Annotated in this window: 17 protein-coding genes; 10 read left to right on the top strand and 7 right to left on the bottom strand. The window is 71.9% G+C overall.

Annotated features, from left to right (window positions below):
• Positions 1-21 precede the first annotated feature (21 nt).
• The 5 genes from ACLQ3B_RS28435 (at position 22) to ACLQ3B_RS28415 (ending at position 8,472) form a co-directional block, all read left to right on the top strand.
• Positions 22-2,919 (top strand): helix-turn-helix transcriptional regulator, encoded by a 2,898-nt coding sequence (locus ACLQ3B_RS28435; RefSeq protein ID WP_425783755.1) that lies wholly within the window; start codon positions 22-24, stop codon positions 2,917-2,919.
• 137 nt (positions 2,920-3,056) lie between these two features.
• Positions 3,057-3,827 carry a DUF5995 family protein gene (locus ACLQ3B_RS28430; protein WP_425783754.1) on the top strand — a complete coding sequence of 257 codons (771 nt, stop codon included), beginning with the start codon at positions 3,057-3,059 and terminating at the stop codon, positions 3,825-3,827.
• Between the two features lie 383 nt (positions 3,828-4,210).
• A complete protein-coding gene (locus tag ACLQ3B_RS28425; RefSeq protein ID WP_425783753.1) occupies positions 4,211-4,612 on the top strand; it encodes a hypothetical protein in 402 nt (133 codons plus the stop codon).
• Between the two features lie 87 nt (positions 4,613-4,699).
• A complete protein-coding gene (locus ACLQ3B_RS28420; protein ID WP_425783752.1) occupies positions 4,700-6,796 on the top strand; it encodes an amino acid transporter in 2,097 nt (698 codons plus the stop codon).
• A gap of 173 nt (positions 6,797-6,969) precedes the next feature.
• A complete protein-coding gene (locus ACLQ3B_RS28415) occupies positions 6,970-8,472 on the top strand; it encodes a hypothetical protein (protein ID WP_425783751.1) in 1,503 nt (500 codons plus the stop codon).
• Between the two features lie 121 nt (positions 8,473-8,593).
• Here ACLQ3B_RS28415 and ACLQ3B_RS28410 read toward each other — a convergent pair whose 3' ends face one another.
• A complete protein-coding gene (locus ACLQ3B_RS28410; RefSeq protein WP_425783750.1) occupies positions 8,594-9,553 on the bottom strand; it encodes a TIGR03557 family F420-dependent LLM class oxidoreductase in 960 nt (319 codons plus the stop codon).
• 151 nt (positions 9,554-9,704) lie between these two features.
• The gene (locus tag ACLQ3B_RS28405; RefSeq protein WP_425783749.1) at positions 9,705-10,601 is read right to left on the bottom strand and encodes an NAD(P)-dependent oxidoreductase; all 897 of its coding nucleotides are present in this window, start codon (positions 10,599-10,601) and stop codon (positions 9,705-9,707) included.
• A 95-nt stretch (positions 10,602-10,696) separates the two neighbouring features.
• On the opposite strand from ACLQ3B_RS28405, the gene ACLQ3B_RS28400 reads away from it, so the two are divergent.
• Positions 10,697-11,068 carry a winged helix-turn-helix transcriptional regulator gene (locus ACLQ3B_RS28400; RefSeq protein WP_425783748.1) on the top strand — a complete coding sequence of 124 codons (372 nt, stop codon included), beginning with the start codon at positions 10,697-10,699 and terminating at the stop codon, positions 11,066-11,068.
• A 69-nt stretch (positions 11,069-11,137) separates the two neighbouring features.
• On the opposite strand, the gene ACLQ3B_RS28395 is transcribed toward ACLQ3B_RS28400, so the two are convergent.
• Positions 11,138-11,344 carry a hypothetical protein gene (locus tag ACLQ3B_RS28395; protein WP_030327576.1) on the bottom strand — a complete coding sequence of 69 codons (207 nt, stop codon included), beginning with the start codon at positions 11,342-11,344 and terminating at the stop codon, positions 11,138-11,140.
• Between the two features lie 253 nt (positions 11,345-11,597).
• Between ACLQ3B_RS28395 and ACLQ3B_RS28390 the strand changes: the two genes are divergently transcribed.
• Positions 11,598-12,425 (top strand): hypothetical protein, encoded by an 828-nt coding sequence (locus tag ACLQ3B_RS28390; protein WP_425783747.1) that lies wholly within the window; start codon positions 11,598-11,600, stop codon positions 12,423-12,425.
• On the top strand, positions 12,422-13,180 hold the full coding sequence (locus ACLQ3B_RS28385) for a maleate cis-trans isomerase family protein (RefSeq protein WP_425783746.1): 759 nt from the start codon (positions 12,422-12,424) through the stop codon (positions 13,178-13,180). The genes ACLQ3B_RS28390 and ACLQ3B_RS28385 overlap by 4 nt, the downstream gene beginning before the upstream one ends.
• A gap of 55 nt (positions 13,181-13,235) precedes the next feature.
• On the opposite strand, the gene ACLQ3B_RS28380 is transcribed toward ACLQ3B_RS28385, so the two are convergent.
• The 4 genes from ACLQ3B_RS28380 to ACLQ3B_RS28365 all read right to left on the bottom strand — a co-directional run bounded on the left by ACLQ3B_RS28380 (position 13,236) and on the right by ACLQ3B_RS28365 (position 16,658).
• Entirely contained in the window at positions 13,236-14,012 is a 777-nt protein-coding gene (locus tag ACLQ3B_RS28380) for a maleylpyruvate isomerase family mycothiol-dependent enzyme (protein WP_425783745.1), read from the bottom strand.
• 66 nt (positions 14,013-14,078) lie between these two features.
• Entirely contained in the window at positions 14,079-15,287 is a 1,209-nt protein-coding gene (locus ACLQ3B_RS28375) for a low temperature requirement protein A (RefSeq protein ID WP_425783744.1), read from the bottom strand.
• A gap of 127 nt (positions 15,288-15,414) precedes the next feature.
• Entirely contained in the window at positions 15,415-16,371 is a 957-nt protein-coding gene (locus ACLQ3B_RS28370) for a 5'-3' exonuclease (RefSeq protein WP_425783743.1), read from the bottom strand.
• A gap of 59 nt (positions 16,372-16,430) precedes the next feature.
• The gene (locus ACLQ3B_RS28365) at positions 16,431-16,658 is read right to left on the bottom strand and encodes a hypothetical protein (RefSeq protein ID WP_425783742.1); all 228 of its coding nucleotides are present in this window, start codon (positions 16,656-16,658) and stop codon (positions 16,431-16,433) included.
• Positions 16,659-17,171: 513 nt separating this feature from the next.
• On the opposite strand from ACLQ3B_RS28365, the gene ACLQ3B_RS28360 reads away from it, so the two are divergent.
• Positions 17,172-17,666: a CAP family protein gene (locus ACLQ3B_RS28360; RefSeq protein ID WP_425783741.1), complete on the top strand. Its 495-nt coding sequence runs from the start codon at positions 17,172-17,174 to the stop codon at positions 17,664-17,666.
• Between the two features lie 190 nt (positions 17,667-17,856).
• On the top strand, positions 17,857-18,744 hold the full coding sequence (locus tag ACLQ3B_RS28355) for a winged helix-turn-helix transcriptional regulator (protein ID WP_425783740.1): 888 nt from the start codon (positions 17,857-17,859) through the stop codon (positions 18,742-18,744).

Here is an 18,744-nt window from a genome sequence, read left to right as displayed (position 1 = left end):
CCTGTGATTAGGCTGCGTGGCATGGCCAGCGATGTGGACACCGCACCGCTCGTGGGCCGGACCGAGCTCGTGCAGACGGTTCGGTCCGCGTTGCTCGGTGACGCCGCGCACGGGCAGACCGCGGCGGTCTTCCTGACCGGCGAGAGCGGTGTGGGAAAGACCCGGCTGTTGGGTGAGATCGGCGACCGCCTGCGGGAGCGGGGCGCCGTGGTGCTCACCGGCAGCTGTCTGGACATCGGCGACGCCTCACCGCTGCACCCGCTGTTGCAGGCGCTGCGCCGCTTCGACGCCGAAATGTCCACCTCGCACGCTCGCACCTCCTCGGCCGTGCGGGGGCTGTTGCAGATGTTCGCCGACGAGACCGCCGGCCCGGACGGCGCGGGCGCGTTGCTGGAGCGGGTCTCCCGGGGCCTGCACCTGATCGCCGAGGGACGTCCGCTGGTGCTGATCCTGGACGACCTGCAGTGGGTCGACCGCAGCACCCGGCAGCTCCTGCTCTACCTGCTCGCCGGCTTGGGCGATCTTCAGCTGTCGGTGCTGGCCGCGGTGCGCGCCGAGTCGTTGCAGGGCGCGCACCCACTGCGCCGGGTGCTCACCGAGCTGCGTCGGCTGCGCACGGTGCGGGTGCTCGACCTGGCGCCGCTGGGTCGGGCCGACACCGAGACGCTCGCCGCCGCGGTGGTCGGCCGGACGCTGGCCGCCGACGCCGCCGAGCAGGTGTGGCAGCGCAGCGGAGGCAACCCGTTCGTCATCGAGGAGCTGGCCCGGGATCTGCGCGACGGCCGCGACGGCCTGTCCGAGACGCTGCGGGAGATCTTCCTCGACCGGGTTGACGCGCTGCCCCAGCACGCGCACGCCGTGGTGCACGCGGTGGCCGCCGGTGTCGAGCCGGTGCAGCACTGGCTGTTGGCCGAGGTGCTGCGGATGCCGGAGGACGAGCTGATCGCCGCGGCGCGGGCCGCGGTGGCGCACCGGCTGCTGGTCGGCGCCGACGACGGCTACCGGCTGCGGCACCGCCTCGTCGCCGAGGTGCTGGCCCACGAGCTGCTGCCGGCCGAGCGCTCCGGGCTGCACCGCCGCTACGCCGAGGCGCTGACCACGGCGCCGGGCGAGCTGCACCAGGCCCGGCTGGCGCACCACTGGCGGCTGGCCGGCGAGCCGGCGCGCGCCCTGCCGGCGGCGGTGGCAGCCGCCCAGGAGGCCGAGCGGCTGCACGGTTACGCCGAGGCGCACCGGCACTGGTCGGCGGCGTTGCAGTTGGCCGCCGAGCCGGGCCCACTGACGGTGGACCGGGTCGAGTTGCTCGAGAACGCCGCCGAGGCGGCCCACCACTGTGGGGAGCACGCCCGGGCGCTGGCCCTGCTGGAGGAGCTGGCCGCGCTGCGGGGTGGCGAGCCGAGTTGCGCGCTGCACATCCGCCGCGCCCGCTACCTGGCCGCCGCCGGTCGCTCCGCGCTGGCCGAGGAGGAATACCAGCGGGCGCTGAAGGCGGGGGACTGCTCCCCCCGGGACCGGGCGAGCGCGGCCGCCCGCCTGGCCGAGCTGCTGCTGCACCTGGGTCGGTATGCCGACGCCGGCGAGCGGGCCCGCGAGGCGCTGGCGTTGGCCGAGAACGTGGAGGGCTCGGCCACCGAGGTGGTGCTGGCCAGTTCGGCGCTGGGCTTCAGCGACGCCTGTCTGGAAGACCCGGACGCCGGTCTGGCGGTCATGCGCGACGCCCTCGACACCGCCGAGCGCGCCGGTCAGCCCGAGGACGTGGCGTGCGCGTACCTGCATCTGGCGGAGCTGCTGACCGGGCCACTGAACATCCTCGAAGAGGGCGTCGTGGTGGCCCGGCGGGGCGCCGAACGGGTGGCCGAGCTGGGGCTGGGCCGCACCTGGGGCACCCGACTGCTGGCCATCGCCATCAACGGGCTGTTCCGGGTGGGCCAGTGGGCCGAGGCGGAGAAGGTGGTGGCCGCGGCCCTGCGACACCGACCGTCCGGTGCGGACGCCGTGGAGCTGCTGCTGGCCCGGTGCCGGCTCTCGGTGGGCTACGGCGACATCGAGGCCGCCGATCGGGACCTCGACGCGGTGGCGACCCTCCTCGCCGGCGGCGGGGCGCGACACGTCATTCCGCTGCTCACCCTGCGCTCCGGGCTGGCCATGTGGGAAGGCCGGCACGACGTGGCGCGGCAGGCGGTGCAGCGCGGCCTCACCGAGAGCCGCTCCGACGACGTGATGATCCTCTCCGCCCTGGTCTGGCACGGCCTGCGCGCCGAGGCGGAGGCGCACGCCAGCCGCACGGTGGAGGTGGACCCGACGGCGGTACGCCGGCTGCGCGACGTGGCCGAGCGGGTGGCCCGCAAGAGCGCCGGGGCCGCCCGGCCGGTGCGCTCGGTGGTGGAGGGCTTCCTGGCTCTGTGCGCCGCCGAGGTGAGCCGCCTCGACGGCAGCGACCCGGAGCTGTGGGCCCTGTCGGCCGCCGAGTGGGATCGACGCCATCACCCCTACCCGGCCGCCTACTCGCGGCTGCGGCAGGCCGAGGCGCTGCTGGCCCGCCGCAGCCGGGTGGCCACCGCCGGCAAGCTCCTGCGGGAGGCGTACCGGGTCGCCCAGGGGTTGGGCGCGGTGCCGTTGACCTCGGAGATCCGCGAGCTGGCCGGGCGGGCCCGGGTGTCGCTGGACGAGCGGGACGCCACCCCCGGCACGCGGAGCGCGCCGGGGGTGGCGTCCGACGACGAGTTGACGGCGCTCACCGCACGGGAGCGGGAAGTGCTCGCCCTGGTCGCGGAGGGGTTGACCAACAAGGAGATCGGCCAGCGGCTGTTCATCAGCGAGCGGACCATCGGCGTGCACGTGTCGCACATCTTCGACAAGCTCCAGGTCCGTACCCGGGTGCAGGCCAGCGCGATCCAGTTGCGCAACCAACGGGGCTGACTGGCCTTCGTACGTATCCCGGCGCGTGTGCGCGCCGGGATACGTCGTTCTACTGATCCGGCGGGCCGGTGTCGGCTGAGAGGCTGAGCCGCGTCGACGACGGCACGGGGGATGCCGCCGACACCGATGGAGGAGAAATGATCGAACCGGTCTGGGGGCCCGTGCACCGGGACATCGTCGACCTGCTCGCCGATCATCCCGCGGACGTGCCGGCCGTGGTCGATCACCTGACCAAACTCCAGGACATGTTGGTCCGGCTGCCACCGTTGGAGGCCAGTTGCCCACTGGCCGACTTCAACAGGCTCTACCTGACCATCACCAGCAGTGTGCTGGACGGGCTGTACGACGACCGCTTCGTCGATCCGGCCTTTCTCTCCCGGCTCGACGTCGAGTTCGCCGCCCGCTATTTCGACGCGATGCGTCTCTGGACCGACTCCAGCCCCGGCACCCCGAAGGCGTGGTCGTGCCTCTTCGAGCGGATGCGGGGGCCGGACGCCCGGCCGTTGCCCTCGGCGGCGGCCGGGGTGAACGCGCACATCAACTTCGACCTGCCGTTCGCCCTGGTGACCACGTTCGACCACCTGGAGTCGGAACCGGTCGACGGCAGCGACCAACACCACGACTACCTGGAGATCAACAAAATCTTCGCCGACAAGATCCCCGGCCTGCGTCGGGGCTATCTGGAGCGGTGGCAGCTGCTCATCGACATGCTCAACGGCGACATCGACGACTGGTACCAGGGGGAACTGGTCGAGTACACGCGCGATGTCGCCTGGCGCAACGCGCAGAAGATCTGGCGGTGCCGGCACGATCCGGACGCCCGCGAGTGTGAGCGCACACGGTTGGACGACAACGCCGCGGCGCTCGGCCGGCTGCTGCTCTCGCCCCTCGGGGCGTTCCTGCAGTAGCCGGGACGGGGGGTCCCCGCGTTCCGCCCCGTGGGGGGCGGCGGAGCGCGGGGACGCGTCCCACAAGTTCCACCCGGTGTGGCCGCCGAGATCGGTTGGCCACGTTGGGGGACAGCCGGTCGGCCCGGGGGGTGTCGACCGTCTGCCACCGTCGGCCGGCCCGGGGGGTGCCGGCCGGCGGTGGGGGAGCGCCGGGCTGGGGCTGGGGGGCGGTCACGTCGACGGCGTGCGGATCCGGGGTGTCGGCGGGCTCGGATCGGGTACGCCCGCGCCATGACCGTCCTGGCCCGGCGTCGGCCCGCCGCCCGCCCCCGGCCCGCGCGTCCCGGCCCTCTGCGGCCGGGTGGCCCGGTGTCGCGACCCACCGCTCGGCCCGATGCCCGATGACCGGCGTCGCGACGCGGTTCCCGTTCCGCTTCGATCCGATGTTCCGCCCGGCGCTGGCGCTGCTGGGGGTCCGCCCGGCGACGGCGTGGGTCGCCGTCTCCGAGCGGGATCTGCTGATCCGGTACGGGCCGTGGCGGCTGCGGACCGACCGGGACAACGTCACCGCCGTCGAGCTGAGCGGGCCGTACCGCTGGTGGCGGGCGATCGGCCCACACCTGTCACTGGCCGACGGCGGTGCGACCTTCGGCAGTAGTGCGGTCGGCGGGATCTGTCTGCGCTTCCGCGCGCCGGTGCCGGCGCTGGTGCCCGGCGGGCGGCCCCGGCACCCGGCGGCCACCGTGACCGTCGCCGACCCACCCGCGCTTGCCCGGCTGCTCGCCGTCCCGGACCTGTCCTGAGCAGGCCGGACAGGTGCCCGGTTCCGCCGACCGGGCGCCGGGGCAGCGCCTACCGTCGGATCAGGACCTGTGAGGGTGGAACTGGCGATGGGTGACGAGCACCGAGCGAAACCACGACGCTGGAGCGGACGCCGCCACGCGCCGAGCGGGCCGGACCCGGCACTGCGGGCGGCCCGCGACCCGGCCCGCCCGCACCGCGGCGGCCGGCAGGGGGTCGTGGTGCCCGAACGTGTGGCCACCCCGTCCCGCTCGGCGCCGACGGCCAGTCCGCTGCGTCGGTGGCTCTTCCAGCACCAGGTGCAGCCGCCCGGCCCGGAGGCGACCGAGGGGCAGAACCGTCGGCACGCCTGGTGGCAGGTGATGTGCCTGACCGGCGTGGACTACTTCTCCACGCTGTCGTACCTGCCGGGTATCGCGGCGGTGGCGGCCGGTGCGCTCTCCCCGCTGGCGACCCTGTTGATCGTCGTGCTCACCCTGTTCGGCATGCTGCCGATGTACCGGCGGGTGGCCCACGAGAGCCCGCACGGTCAGGGTTCGGTGGCGATGCTGGAGCGGTTGTTGCCGTTCTGGCGGGGCAAGATCTTCGTCCTCGTGCTGCTCGGCTTCGTGGCCACCTCCTGGATCATCACGATCACCCTCTCCTCGGCCGACGCCACCGTGCATCTGTTGGAGAACCCGTACCTGCCGGACGCCCTGCACGGGTCCCTGGTGCCGGTCCTGGTGACGGTGGTGCTGCTGCTCGTCCTCGGCGGGGTGTTCCTGCTCGGGTTCCGCGAGGCGGTGGTCGTGGCCATCCCGCTGGTCGCGGTCTTCCTGGTGCTCAACGCGGTGATCGTCGTGGTCGCGGTGGCCCGCATCGCCGAGGACCCGGGCATCGTGTCGAACTGGACGGCCGCGGTGACCTCGACCGGCGGCGGACCGGGGCACGTGCTGCTCACCGCCGTGTTGGCGTTCCCGTTGCTGGTGCTGGGGCTGTCCGGTTTCGAGACCGGGGTCAGCATGATGCCGCTGGTCGCGGCCGACGGCCCGGACAAGCAGGCCCGGCTGGCCGCCCGGATCCGCAACACGCGTCGGCTGCTCACCACCGCCGCGCTGATCATGTCGGTGTACCTGATCTCGACGACCTTCGTGACCACTGCGCTCATCCCGAAGGAGGAGTTCCGGCCGGGCGGCGCCGCGAACGGGCGGGCGCTGGCGTTCCTGGCGCACACCTATCTCGGTGAGGTGTTCGGCAGTGTCTACGACGTGAGCAGTGTGCTCATCCTCTGGTTCGCCGGCGCCTCGGCGATGGCCGGGTTGATCAACATTGTGCCGCGCTACCTGCCGTCGTACGGCATGGCGCCGGAGTGGGCGCGGGCGGTCCGCCCCGTGGTGATCGTCTACACCGTCGTCAGCGTCGCCATCACGATCGCCTTCCGCGCCGACGTCAACGCCCAGGCCGGCGCGTACGCCACCGGGATCCTGGCGATGATGGTCTCCGGGGCGGTGGCGGTGACGATCTCGGCGGCCCGTCACCACCAGCGTGGCTCCGCGATCGGCTTCACGGTGCTGACGCTGGTGCTGTTGTACGCGCTGCTGGAGAACGTCATCGAGCAGCCGGACGGGATCACGATCTCCGCGCTGTTCATCCTCGGCATCATCGTGGTCTCGTTGGTCTCCCGGGTCACCCGGACCACCGAGCTGCGTGCCGAGCGGATCGAGTTCGACGAGCCGGCCCGGCGGTTCATCACCGAGTCGCTGGCGCACGACGGGCAGCTGCACCTGATCGCGAACAAGCGGCAGAAGGGGTCGGTGAAGGAGTACACGCTCAAGGAGCGGGCGCAGCGCGGGATGAATCCGGTGCCCGGGGCCGCTGACGTGCTGTTCCTGGAGATCGATGTGGTCGATCCGTCGGAGTTCAGTCAGGTGCTGCGCGTGCACGGGATCGAGGTGGGCGGCTTCCGGGTGCTGCGGGCCAACAGTCCGGCGGTGCCCAACGCGATCGCCGCGATCCTGCTGGCCCTGCGGGACGCCACCGGGGTCCGGCCGCACGCGCACTTCGAGTGGTCGGAGGGGAGTCCGATCGCCCACCTGGCGCGCTACCTGATCCTGGGCCGGGGGGACACCCCGCCGGTGGTGCGGGAGATCATCCGTCGGACCGAACGGGACCCGTTGCGCCGGCCCGGCATCCACGTCGGCGGGTGACGTCGATGCCGGTATGCCAGCTTTGAAGATGAAAGAGGGCACTATTCACGTTCACACCTTCCTGTCCGTATTAGGGACCTATCGTGACGTTTGGTGGTCGGCGAGCACGTCGAGCCCCCGCGCCCGGATCGGCGCGCGGTCACGTCAGGTAGGCAGGAAGGTAGGCACCGTTGATGTCCACGTACCGAGAGGGAGACCGCGCCACCCGGCCCAGACGGCGGTCCCGATGGTTCTTAGCCAGCGGTTTGCTGGCGGGGAGCCTGGTCGTGGGAGCGGCCGGAGCGGCTGCCGCCGCCGACCGCGCCCTCACCCTCCCAGGTCTGGCCCGGCTGACCCCGGCGGCCGACGACGACCGCCGCGACGGTGACCGGCAGGCGCCGCAGCAGGGCCAGGACGGTGCCGAGCGGGCCCGTCCGGCTACCCCCGGCACCGGCAAGCGGGGCGTCGTGTCGGTGCCGTGCGACGCCGCGAAGCTGGTGGCGGCGCTCGTGACGGCCAACGCCGAGGGCGGCGGCGAACTCCGCCTCGCGCCCAGGTGCCGCTACACCCTCACCGAGGCGTTCCACGAGACCGACCAGTACGACGGCGGGATCCGCGACGCCCGGGAAACCGCCGACGCGGCGGAGACCCCCGGCGACGCCGACGCGCCGCCGCACAACCCGGCCGACGACACCGCCGGCCTGCCGGTGATCTACCAGGCCATCACGATCGACGGCGCGGGCGCCACCATCGCCCGGGATGCCCAGGCCGCCCCGTTCCGCTTCTTCACCGTCCGCGACGGCGGCGAGCTGACGCTGCGCGACATGGAACTGCACAACGGCCGTTCGGCCATCGAGGGCGGCAGCGTGCACGTGGTGCACGGCGCCACGGCCGTGGTGGAACGGGTCACCGTCACCCAGAGCACGTCGCTGTCGCCCGAGGGCGGCGGTGGCGGCATCTTCAACGACGGCAACATGGTGGTCACCGACTGCACGTTCGTCGGCAACAGCGCCTCCGGCGCCGCGGGCAAGGGCGGGGGCCTGCTCAACGGTGGTGTACTGACGCTGAAGCGCTCCGAGTTCCACCGCAACAGCGCCAACGGGTACGGCGGCGGGCTCGGCAACTACCGCGGTGCCGCCGACGTGGAGAGCGTCTCCTTCACCCACAACAGCGCCGGTCAGGGTGGTGGGCTGGCCAGTTTCTCGGCCCGCACGAAGGTCTCCGACACCGAGTTGCTGAACAACACCGCGCAGGTCGGCGGCGGTGCCGCCAACTCCGACGCGGTGCTGGTGATGCGCACGATGACCATCCGCGGCAACACGTCCACAGTCAACGGGGGCGGCATCTCGACCGTGAAGGGCCTGACGCCGATCGACGACAGCGTGGTCGAGGGCAACACCACTCACGGCTTCGGGGCCGGCATCTACGCCGAGAAGGCCAACCTGCTGGTCCGCGGCAGTGACGTGACCAAGAACGAGGCCGTCGGCGCGGCATCCCAGGGAGGCGGTATCTACGCCAACGCGGGCTCGGTGGCGATCTACACCAGCAAGGTCACCCACAACGCGTCGACGGTGAAGCCCGGTGGCATCTTCGGCATGCACGCCCAGGTCAAGATCGACGATGAGAGCGAGGTCGTCGAGAACGAGCCGACCAACTGCGAGGGCAGCCAGGTGCCGATCGCGCACTGCTTCCGCTGAACGTCGACACGCGCACCTCATCCCGCGCAGGCGAGCCGCCCCGATGATCGGTCGGGGCGGCTCGCCGCACCCTGCCCGGGTCGGGCGCTGCCCGCCGGCGTCAAGCCATCGCGCGCCGGCGTCAAGCCATCGCGCGCAGGCGGCCGGACAGGTCGCCGGCGAAGAAGTCGAGGAAGCCGTCCGGGTCGGGGCCGGCGTTCTGCAGGACGATGTGGTCGAAGCCGGCCTCGACGTACGACCGGACCTTGGCGACGTGTGGCTCCGGGTCCGGGCCGACGGCGAAGAGTTGCCGGATGTGCTTCTCCTCGACGTACGCGCTGGCCGCGTCGAAGTTGACCGGGTTCGGCAGCTCGCTCATCACCTTCCAGCCGGTCACCATCCACCGGCTCGTCTGCAACACCGCCTGCACCGCCTGTCGTTCGTCGGTGGCCCAGGCCAGTGGCACCTCGGCGTAGCGCGGGCCGGAGCCCTGTGCGCGTCGGTAGTGCTCGACGATCGACGGTTCCGGTTCGGTGGCGAACAGGCCGTCGCCCAACTCGGCGGCGAGCCGCGCCGACGCCTCACCGCTGGCTGCCACCGCGATCACGGGCAGGGTGTCCGGCAGATCGAAGACCCGGGCGTCCTCCAGTTGCAGGTGCCGGCCCTCGTACGACTGGTAGCCGCCCTGCCAGAGCAGCCGGATGATCTCCAGCGCCTCGCGTAGTCGCTCGTGTCGGCCCCGCACGCTGGGGAAGCCCTGCCCGACCACGTGCTCGTTGAGCCGCTCGCCGGCGCCCACCCCGAGGGTGAACCGGCCGTCGGAGATCAGTGCCATGGTCGCGGCGGCCTGCGCGATGATCGCCGGATGGTAGCGGACCGTCGGGCAGGTGACACCGGTGGCCAGTCGCAGGGTGCTGGTCTTGGCCGCGATGGCGCCGAGGACGCTCCAGGTGAAGGACGAGTGCCCCTGAACGTCCAGCCACGGGTGGAAGTGGTCGCTCATCTCGACGAAGTCGAAGCCAGCCCGCTCGGCCAGGACGGCCTGTCGGATGATCTCCTGCGGGCCGTACCCCTCCGAGGCCAACTTGTAGCCGATCTGCATGCCCACACCCCGATCGCGTTCGCCGACTGAGGCATCGGCGGTTCCCGGCCCGGGCATGGGCAAACGCCCGGCGAGCCGCAAACCAGCCTCCTAGGATGCTCTAGGCGGTGTGCGGCCCGCGACGACGACCGTCTTCACCCATCGGCCAGCGTCAGCTCATGCCACCGTCACCCACCAGCAGATCGATGACGCCCGTCAGGTCCTCCTCGCCGCCGCCCTGCGCCAGGCGGCGGCGCATCAGATCGAAGTAGGGGCTGAGCAGTTCAGGGCTGACGCCCTGCTGTTCGGCGGTGCGCAGAAAGGTCGGCGTGCCGGCCACCTGCATGGCGAGCGGGGAGACGACGCCCCTGGTGTAGTCCCCGGCGCGCAGTTGGTCGGCGGTCTGGTGAACCGCCGGGATCATCGCGACGAGCCAGTCGGCGAGCAGTGCGGCGAGCGCGCTCGGGTCGATGTCCTCTCGACGGATCAGGGCGAAGGCGTGTGCGGCCCCGGCGAACATCCCGTACATGGCGCTGAGGAGAGCCACATCGTGCAGGGCCGCGAAACCCGCGTCCTCGCCGACGTAGGTGGTGCCGAGCGGGACGCCCAGAGTCTCCTGGTGCCGTTCGAACAACTCTGGCGAGCCGCTGTAGAAGACGTAGCCGCCGGCGCCCGGGACGCCGATCATCGGCGGGACGGCCATGATTCCGCCGTCCAGGTAGCGTGCGCCATGGCTGCGGGCCCAGGTCGCGCGGGCCCGGGCTTGGGCCGGGGTGCTGGTGGTCAGGTTGACCAGGTCCCGGCCAACCACGTCGACACCAGCCAGCACCTCCTCGACCGAGGTGTCGTCCAACAGGCAGACGACGACCAGGGCGCTCGCCGCGACCGCCTCAGCGGCGCTGTTCGCGACCCTTGCCCCGTTGGGCGCGAGCGCTGCGGCCCGGGCCGGGGTGCGGTTCCAGACGGTGAGCGGGTAGCCGGCGGCAAGCCAGGTGCGGGCCAGCGCGGTGCCCATCGCGCCGAGCCCCAGCATCGTGACGGAGGGCTTCTCCACAGTGTGCGGTTCCATGCCGATTAGGCTGGTCATCGGTCGCCTGGTGATCAAGTACGCACTTTGAGGTGCGTGGTTACCCGGGGGTGAGCGAGCACGTCGGAGGGGTGGGCATGGCGACGTTGAACCGGCCGGGCACCGCAGACGGACACGCCTGCGGTATCGACACGGCGATGGAGGTGATCGGCGGCAAGTGGAAGGTGCTGATCCTCTGGGCGCTCCACGAGCACCCCCTGCGCCGCTTCGGCGAGCTGCGTCGACTGCTTCCGGGAATCACCGAGAAGGTGCTGGCCTCTCACCTACGGGAGATGGAGGCGGACGGCGTCGTGCACCGCGTCTCCTACGACGAGGTGCCGCCCCGCGTCGAGTACTCGTTGACCGAGGACGGCACGCGCCTCAACGACGCCCTCGAGCCGCTGGCCGCCTGGGGCCGTGACCGGGCGACCGTTCGAGGGTTGGCGGAGGAGCCGGGCCGGCGCTCCTGAGCGACCTCGCCGAACGACGCCGGCCCGTGCCCCCCCGAGGGGGACACGGGCCGGTCGACGACTGTCGTCCTACTTGGAAGGCTCGGGCAGCTTGCAGTCGACCTTCGGGTTGGCGCCGATGTAGTTCAGCGGCCCGGCCACGATCGTGACCAGGATGGTGCCGGCCTCGGCGCAGTTGGTGTCGTCGCCGCTGTAATAACCGCGCTGGCCAGCGGCGATTGCGCCGATCACCAACCAGATCACGACGATGACTCCGAGAATCGAGGTGCCGCGCATCGCTGCCTCCTGAGGTATGTGGTGGATCTGAGGTGCAGCCGTTGTACCCAATCGGGTCGCGCGGCTAACGGTGGCGTGCTACGGCCCACCGTCGGATCCTCCATCCGGTTGATGCGGTCCGCCGTTGTGTACCGCCCGGGCATCCGCCGCCCGCACCGGGTAGCGCCTGTCGGCTATCGGATCGGCGACCGACCCCGCCGTCATCCGGGTGAGTGGACGTAGAACTGCCTCACGGCCCCGCCGAGGAGGACTCATGGACGCCCCGACACCGCCCCTCTACATCGACCGCCCCGAAGACGTCGCGGTCGCGGCCCGCGCGCTGGCTGGCGGCGCGATCGTCGCGGCGGCGTTCGCCAACTTCTACGTCATCGTCACGCGTCCCGACGCGGCCACCGTACGCCGGGTCAACCTGGCCAAGGGGCGACCGGTCCACCAGGTCGGCAGCATCACCACCGCGATCGGCCGGATCCCGGGGATGTTCGACTGGACGCGGATCTCGCCGCGTCTGCCGGTCGGTCGGGTGCGAGCGCTGATGGACGCCCTCTACGGGGCGGGTCCGTTCGGCTTCCGGGGGCCGGCGGCCGAGCGGCTCCCGGACCACCTCACCCAGGTCGACCAGGGGGTGCGGACCACGCAGGTGATCGCACCGGGTCTGACCTGTCCGTCCAACGCCTTCTTCGAGAGGGCACTCGCCGAGACCGGAACGGAGCATCTCTACATCACCTCGGCGAACCGGTCCCGGCACCTGACCGGCGCGGCGGAGGAACCGGCGCACTGGAAGGCGGGAGCCCTCGCCGCCGACTTCGCCCACCTCGACGATCTGGTGGTGCTCGTCCACCGGGACGAGGCGGCCGCCCGCGCCGCGTACCCGGGTTACCTCACCACGTCGGTCACCCTGCTCTCGTTCCACGCGCCGGAGGGTGACCTCGAAGAACCGCCGGTGCTCACCGTGGACCGGCACGGGTCGCTGCACCTGGACGACGTCCGCCGGGCCGCCGCGCCGCTCGGCCTGCAGGTGCGCCTGGCCGGCAGCGCCCGCGAGCGGTTGCAGGTCCGGGGGTACGCCGGGGCACTGGTGTGAGCGGCTACCGTGTCGGCCTGGTGGTGCCCAGTTCCAACACCACAATGGAGACCGAGATCCCGGCGATGCTGCTCCGACGCGAGGCCGTCGATCCGACGGTCCGCTTCACCACCCACGCCAGCCGGGTACGGCTGCGTCAGGTGACCCCCGACGAGCTGGCCCGGATGAACCGCTCGGCCCTACGGTGTGTCGCCGAGCTGGCCGACGCCCACTGCGACGTGCTCGCGTACGCCTGCCTGGTGGCGGTGATGTGCGAGGGCGCCGGCGCGCACGAGCGGGCCGAGCGGCGGTTGGGTCGCGCGGCCGGTCGCGCCGGGCACGACATGCCGGTGGTGACCAGTGCCGGCGCGCTGGTCGCCGGGTTGCGGGTGCTGGGTGCCCGCCGGGTGGCCCTGATCGCGCCGTACCTGCCGCCGTTGACCGCGACCGTCGCCGCCTACCTCGCCGCGTACGGCGTACAGGTGACCGACGCGGTGAGCCTCGGCGAGCCGGACAACGTGGCGGTCGGGCGCATCCCCGCGACGCGTCTGGTCGAACTGGCCGATCGTCTGGACGTGACCGACGTGGACGCGGTGGTCCTCTCCGCCTGCGTGCAGCTGCCGTCGTTGGCGGCGGTGCCGCTGGTGGAGGCCCGGCTCGGTCGTCCGGTGCTCACCGCGGCGACCGCGACCGTGCATCAAGTGCTCACCGGTCTGGGTGTCGAGCCGTACGTGCCCGACGCGGGCCGGCTGCTGGCCGGCCCGATCGCGGGGTGAGTGCGGGGTCGAGGAAGAGCGATTGGCGCAGGGCGGTGGAGTCCGTCGTCGCGTCCTAGGCCTCCGGTTCCCAGGCGATCAGCTGGTCGAAGACGCGCCGGTCGCCGTCGAGCCGCAGCGAGTCCATCGCAATGCGGCCGTAGCAGAACATGACCAGCTCGTTGGCCGTGCCCCGGGCGGAGGCATAGGCCACCTCCGGGCCCTCGTCGGCGACCGGCCTGCGGAGGCGGGCGGCCCGGGCGCCGTCGGCGGAGAACCAGAGCCGCCAGGAACGGCCCTCGGTGGCGTGGTAGTCGATGACCGCGGGCTGGTGCGGCCACGCGGCCGTCGTCGCGACGCAGGTGGTCACGAACTCGTCGACACCGTCGAGGGCCACCTCGGCCGGCAGGGGTTGCGGGGCGCCGACGGCGACCTGGGCGTCGTAGGTGTGCACGGCGACCTGCTGGAGCTGGTGCCGCGCGACGGCACCAGTCGTCTGCGGCGACTGCGAGTCACCCCACCACGTCCAGCAACCACGATCCGGGCCGGCCTCCCGCAGCGCGGCCAGCAGCTCCTCCGTCGACGCGGCGAACCAGGCCAGTAGGGCCTCGCGCTCGCGGGGCGCCACCGGGGCGGACATCGCCGGTGGAGCGTCGGCGGGCCCCGCGGCCACGGTGGCGGCCCACCTGCGACGCCCATCGCCCAGGTGCTGCACCAGGTCGAACAACGTCCACTCGGGGCAGGTCGGGACCCGCACGTCGAGGCTGGGTGCCGCGGCGACCGCCGCCCGGAAGGCGGTCGATCGTTCGTCCATCAGCCGCAACAGGTCAGCGAACGCCAGAGTCTCTTCCACCGCGGCTTTGTAGCACCCCGCTCCGACAACCGACAGCGGATTTCCCCACCCCCGCGGCGGAGCCACTCAGTGCGGCGGTGACGGAGCCTCCGGCGGCTTGCCGTGGCTACGCCGGAAGTCCGCGTAGGCCACGCCGACCAGCACCAGCAGCCCGCCGAGGGAGGCGAAGACCGGGGGCAGGTACAGCAGGCCGGGGGCGATGGTCAGCAGCGCCAGCACCCCGCCGGGTCGGGACCAGGACACCCGACTGAACACCTCGTACTCGAAGGAGGCTCGGCCGGCCAGGAACAGCGCCGGGCCGCCGAGGATCACTGCCAGCCAGGCCGGCGGCGTGCGCCCGGTCGGCTCGTGCAGCACCAGGTGGAAGCCGGCCGCCGTGGTGACCACGCCGGCGATCATCAACAGATGGGTGTACGGGGCGCTGAACAGGAACTTGCTGGGTGACTTGGCCGCCTGGATGGCGGTCGGCAGCAGCTCGCCGGACTTGTGCACGTAGATCCGCCAGAGCAGCAGCGTGGTCAGGAACGCCACCGCGAACGCCCCGATGTTCTCGGCCTCGTTGTGCTCCATGCTGAACATGGTGCCGATCGTCAGGATGGCGTCGCCGAGCGCGATGATGAAGAACTGCTGGTATCGCTCGGAGAGATGCTCCGCGGTGACGTTGCGCTGCTGCTCGGGCACCACCCCGAGCCCCGGTACCGGGTACGCGAGCCGGAAGCCGACGTAGTCGATGGCGAGTGCGATGGCCCAGTACGCGATCCGGGCGTCCCCGCTGACGAATGCGCCGACGAGCCACGGGATCGCCGACACCGCGAACCAGAGGAAGATGCGGGCCGCCCGGCGCTGGGTCTGCGGTTCGCGGCGTACCGCCGGCATCAGGAACAGCCCGCGTCCCAGGTGGATCGCCACGTAGGTGCCGGCGAAGACGAGCCCTCGATCGTTGAACGCCTCCGGGATCGCCGTGGTCATCAGCAGCGCGCCGAACATCACGGCGCTGATCAGCAGCTTGATCTCGGTGCGTTCCGGGTTGTACAGGTCGGTGACCAGCGTGGTGATCGTCCAGGTCCACCAGACGGCGGCCAGCATGATCAGTGCCTCGGCGGCTCGGTGCCAGTCGAGCTGGTCGACCATTCCCCGGGAGATGAGCGCCAGCGCGACCACGTACACCAGGTCGAAGAAGAGTTCGAGGAGGGTGACCCGGCGCGGGCCTTCCGGGTCGCGCACCGGCGGACCGCTGGCCCGCGGCGACCCGGGCTCCGGGGCGGCGAGATGCACGGGTACTCCTGCGGAACCGCTCGACTCGACGGACCTGTCCGGTCCGCCTCAAGGCACGGTAACGAGCGGGGGAGCGCGGGATCCCGCGTTCGCCCCCGCTTCCCCCGACCGTGTTGATCGACAGGGGTTACCCCGGTTGCGGGGATGTCGAGTGGATCTCGTGCCCACGGGGTGCGGCGAGGGCGTCGACCAGGCGGCGGGCCGAGCCGGCCAGGTTCCATCGTTGGGCGAGGTCGAGCAGCCGGTCCGGGTCGGCCGGCGCGGTCGGCAGCGCGGTGGGCAGCTCCGGCAGGGGCACGTCCAGGGCGACCCGGACCACCGTCGGCGCGACGCCCAGATAGTCGCGTGCCGCGACCAGTTTGGCGCGCAGGCCCGGTGCGAAGGACGAGTCGGAGTCGTCGAGCGCGGCCAGGATGCCGTCGATGCTGCCGTAGCGCTCGATCAGCCGGGCGGCGGTCTTGTCGCCGACGCCGGCCACCCCGGGCAACCCGTCACTCGGATCGCCGCGCAGCGCGGCGAAGTCGGCGTACCTGTCGGCCGGCACGCCGTAGCGGGCCCGCACCGCCGCGTCGTCGCAGTCGTCGAGCTTGGCGACACCGCGCCCCACGTAGAGCAGTCGGACCGGTCGGGCGTCGTCGACGAGCTGGAACAGGTCCCGGTCTCCGGAGACCACCTCGACCGGACCGGGCTGGGTCACCGAGAGGGTGCCGAGCACGTCGTCCGCCTCGTAGCCGGTCGCGCCGACCGCGGTGATGCCCACCGCGGCCAGCACCTCCAGGATCATCGGCACCTGCGGGGAGAGGGTGTCCGGAACGACCTCGCCGCCCTCCGGGGCGACCCGGTGCGCCTTGTACGACGGCAGCAGGTCGACCCGCCACGCGGGGCGCCAGTCGTAGTCCAGTGCGCAGACCATCCGGTCGGCGCCCCGCACCCGGATCAGGGTGGCGAGCATGTCGAGGAAGCCGCGCACCGCGTTGACCGGGGTGCCGTCCTCGGCCCTGGCGGCGGACTCCGGTATGCCGAAGTAGGCCCGGAAGTAGAGGCTGGCTGCGTCGATCAGCAGGATCGGGGGTCGGTGTGCCACGCCGGACAGCCTGGCACAACCGTCCGACGATCTGGCGTACGCCCGGCCGCCCGGTGGTGTCAGCGTCGCTCGTCGGGCTGGTAGACGGTCTCCCGTCGAGCCAGGTGCTGCACGATGTAGCTGGTCACCAGCAGCAGGAGCGCGACTACCACCTCGACCCAGGCGGCGACGCCGTCGGCGGCGGTGACGCCGATGATCAGCAGGACCAGGCCGACGAGTGCGAGGACCCCGGCCCAGAGTTGGCGGCGACGGCGGGTCGCCGCCCGGCTCGCCTGGTTCCCTGCCACGTCGGTCCTCCCGGTCGGGGCGCCCGCGCGGGCGCCCCGATCCCAGGCTAGGGCCGCAGGGACGCGCCGGGCCGGAAAACGCAGGCGGAGCACCTGCCCGGCTGGTGCGCCGAAGTCGGTGACGTGCGCAGCGTCGATGTCCTCAGCGAACGGAACCGGTCGACGGCGGGGTGTGAAATCGCCGTTGTGGCAGAGAACAGGAAATTCCCTTTCCCGCCGCTGATGTCGTTCGGTGCGGAAACACCGTGCCGCTGATGCTGCGTCGAAGCCAGGGTGCCACGGTCACCACCTGGGGCGGTGCGGCCAGGTTTGCCGCGGCATCTCCTTGTCGGCGCACCGGCGAGAGCCGGCGCTATCACCTCTGTCATTAATGCGTCACCCTCAGTGACGGTGACTGCGCGTTCACCGATGGAAGGCTGTCGATGGCACCCGGCCGGCTGCGCGAGCCGTCCAGGGCCGAGCCGCCCGCCAAGGGGCAGGCCTCCCGGTGTTCTTCTTCAGAAGAGGTGTCACATGCGAGATGGATTCGCCGATCGAACCAACGACGAGTTCCTGCAAGAGGTGCTGAGCAAGGTCAACGAACTGCGGGCACGGCACGGATCGCCGCTGCTGACCCTCGACCCGGAGCTCGTCGAGTACTCGAAGTCGCGGGCGGCCTTCATGGCCGAGAAGGACAACCTCACCCACGAGGGTCTGCGATCGGGCACCGGTGAGAACGGGTCGTGGGCGGGCGCCTCGACTGGTCCCACGGCAGGCTCCGGGATCGCCGCGGTCGACTCCTGGTACAGCGAAATCAGCAACTACGACTTCGCCACGGGTAAGGCCATCGACTCCACGAAGGCCATCGGGCACTTCACCGCACTGGTCTGGAAGAGCACCACGAAGCTGGGCGTGGGGCGGGTCGCCGGCCAGGGCACGAAGTGGTGGGAGACCTACATCGTGGCCAACTTCTCGCCGCCCGGAAACATGGGAGGTCAGTACGTGATGAACGTGGTGCCCGCGAGCTGAGACACCGACCCTCGCGGTGGGCGTACCGACGGCGATCGGTGCGCCCCCCGCTGCTCGGTCCGCACGAGCGGGCGGACCACCCGATGCCAGGCCGCGACCGTCGGCCGGTTGTCCGTCTCGCACGCATCCGGATCCGTCCGTTCCAGACTGAAACTGACTATAGTCGGAGCGGGACCAATGGAGGTAGCCGGTGCGGCGAGAGGATCTTGCCGATGCGGACTGCGGCATCGCGCAGTCGCTAGGCGTGCTGGGGGACTGGTGGACGTTCCTCATCGTGCGGGACATCGCCGGCGGGACGACCCGCTTCGACGCGCTCCACCGCGAGCTGGGCGTCAGCCGGCGGGCGCTGACCGAACGCCTCGCCGCCCTGGTCGAGCACGGTGTGCTGGAACGCCGACCGTATTCGCCTCACCCACCGCGCTACGACTATCTGCTCACCACGAGGGGCGAGGGGCTGTTGCCGGTGCTGATCGCCCTGCAGGACTGGGGGACGAGGCATCTGATGGGTGACGGCGACGTGACCGCGACGGCCGACGCCAGCTCGGCCGAGGCGCGCCGCGCGCACGACCTGGTGGGTCGACGGCTGCCCGAGGTCGTCCTGCCCGCCGCCGACGGGCAGCCGGTGGCGGTGGCCGCGACGGACGCGTGGACGGTCCTCTACCTGTTCCCCGGGGCGTACGCGCCGGAGGCGCACGGCTATCCGCCCGGCTGGGCGGAGATCCCCGGTGCCCGCGGGTGCACCCTGGAGTCGACCACCTACGCCAAGCGTCATCCGGACTTCCTGGCCGCCGGTGTCCGGGTGCACGGCGTCAGCACCCAACGGCCCGACCAGCTCGCCGACTTCGCCGCGTACGCCGAGTTGCCGTTTCCGCTCCTGTCCGATCAGGACGGTCGGCTGGCGGCGGGGCTGCAGTTGCCGGTGTTCCGCGCGGGCGGGGTGACTCGGTTCAAGCGGCTGACGCTGCTGGTCGACGCGACGGCGGTGGTGCGGGCCGTGCAGTTCCCGGTCACCGACCCGGCCGGCTCGGTGCAGGAGATGCTCACAGTGGTCCGTGAGCACGCGGGGGCCCCCGGCTGA

The organism is Micromonospora sp. DT53, from assembly GCF_049841535.1.
GTDB lineage: Bacteria > Actinomycetota > Actinomycetes > Mycobacteriales > Micromonosporaceae > Micromonospora.
This window is presented reverse-complemented; position numbering and strand designations above follow the sequence as displayed.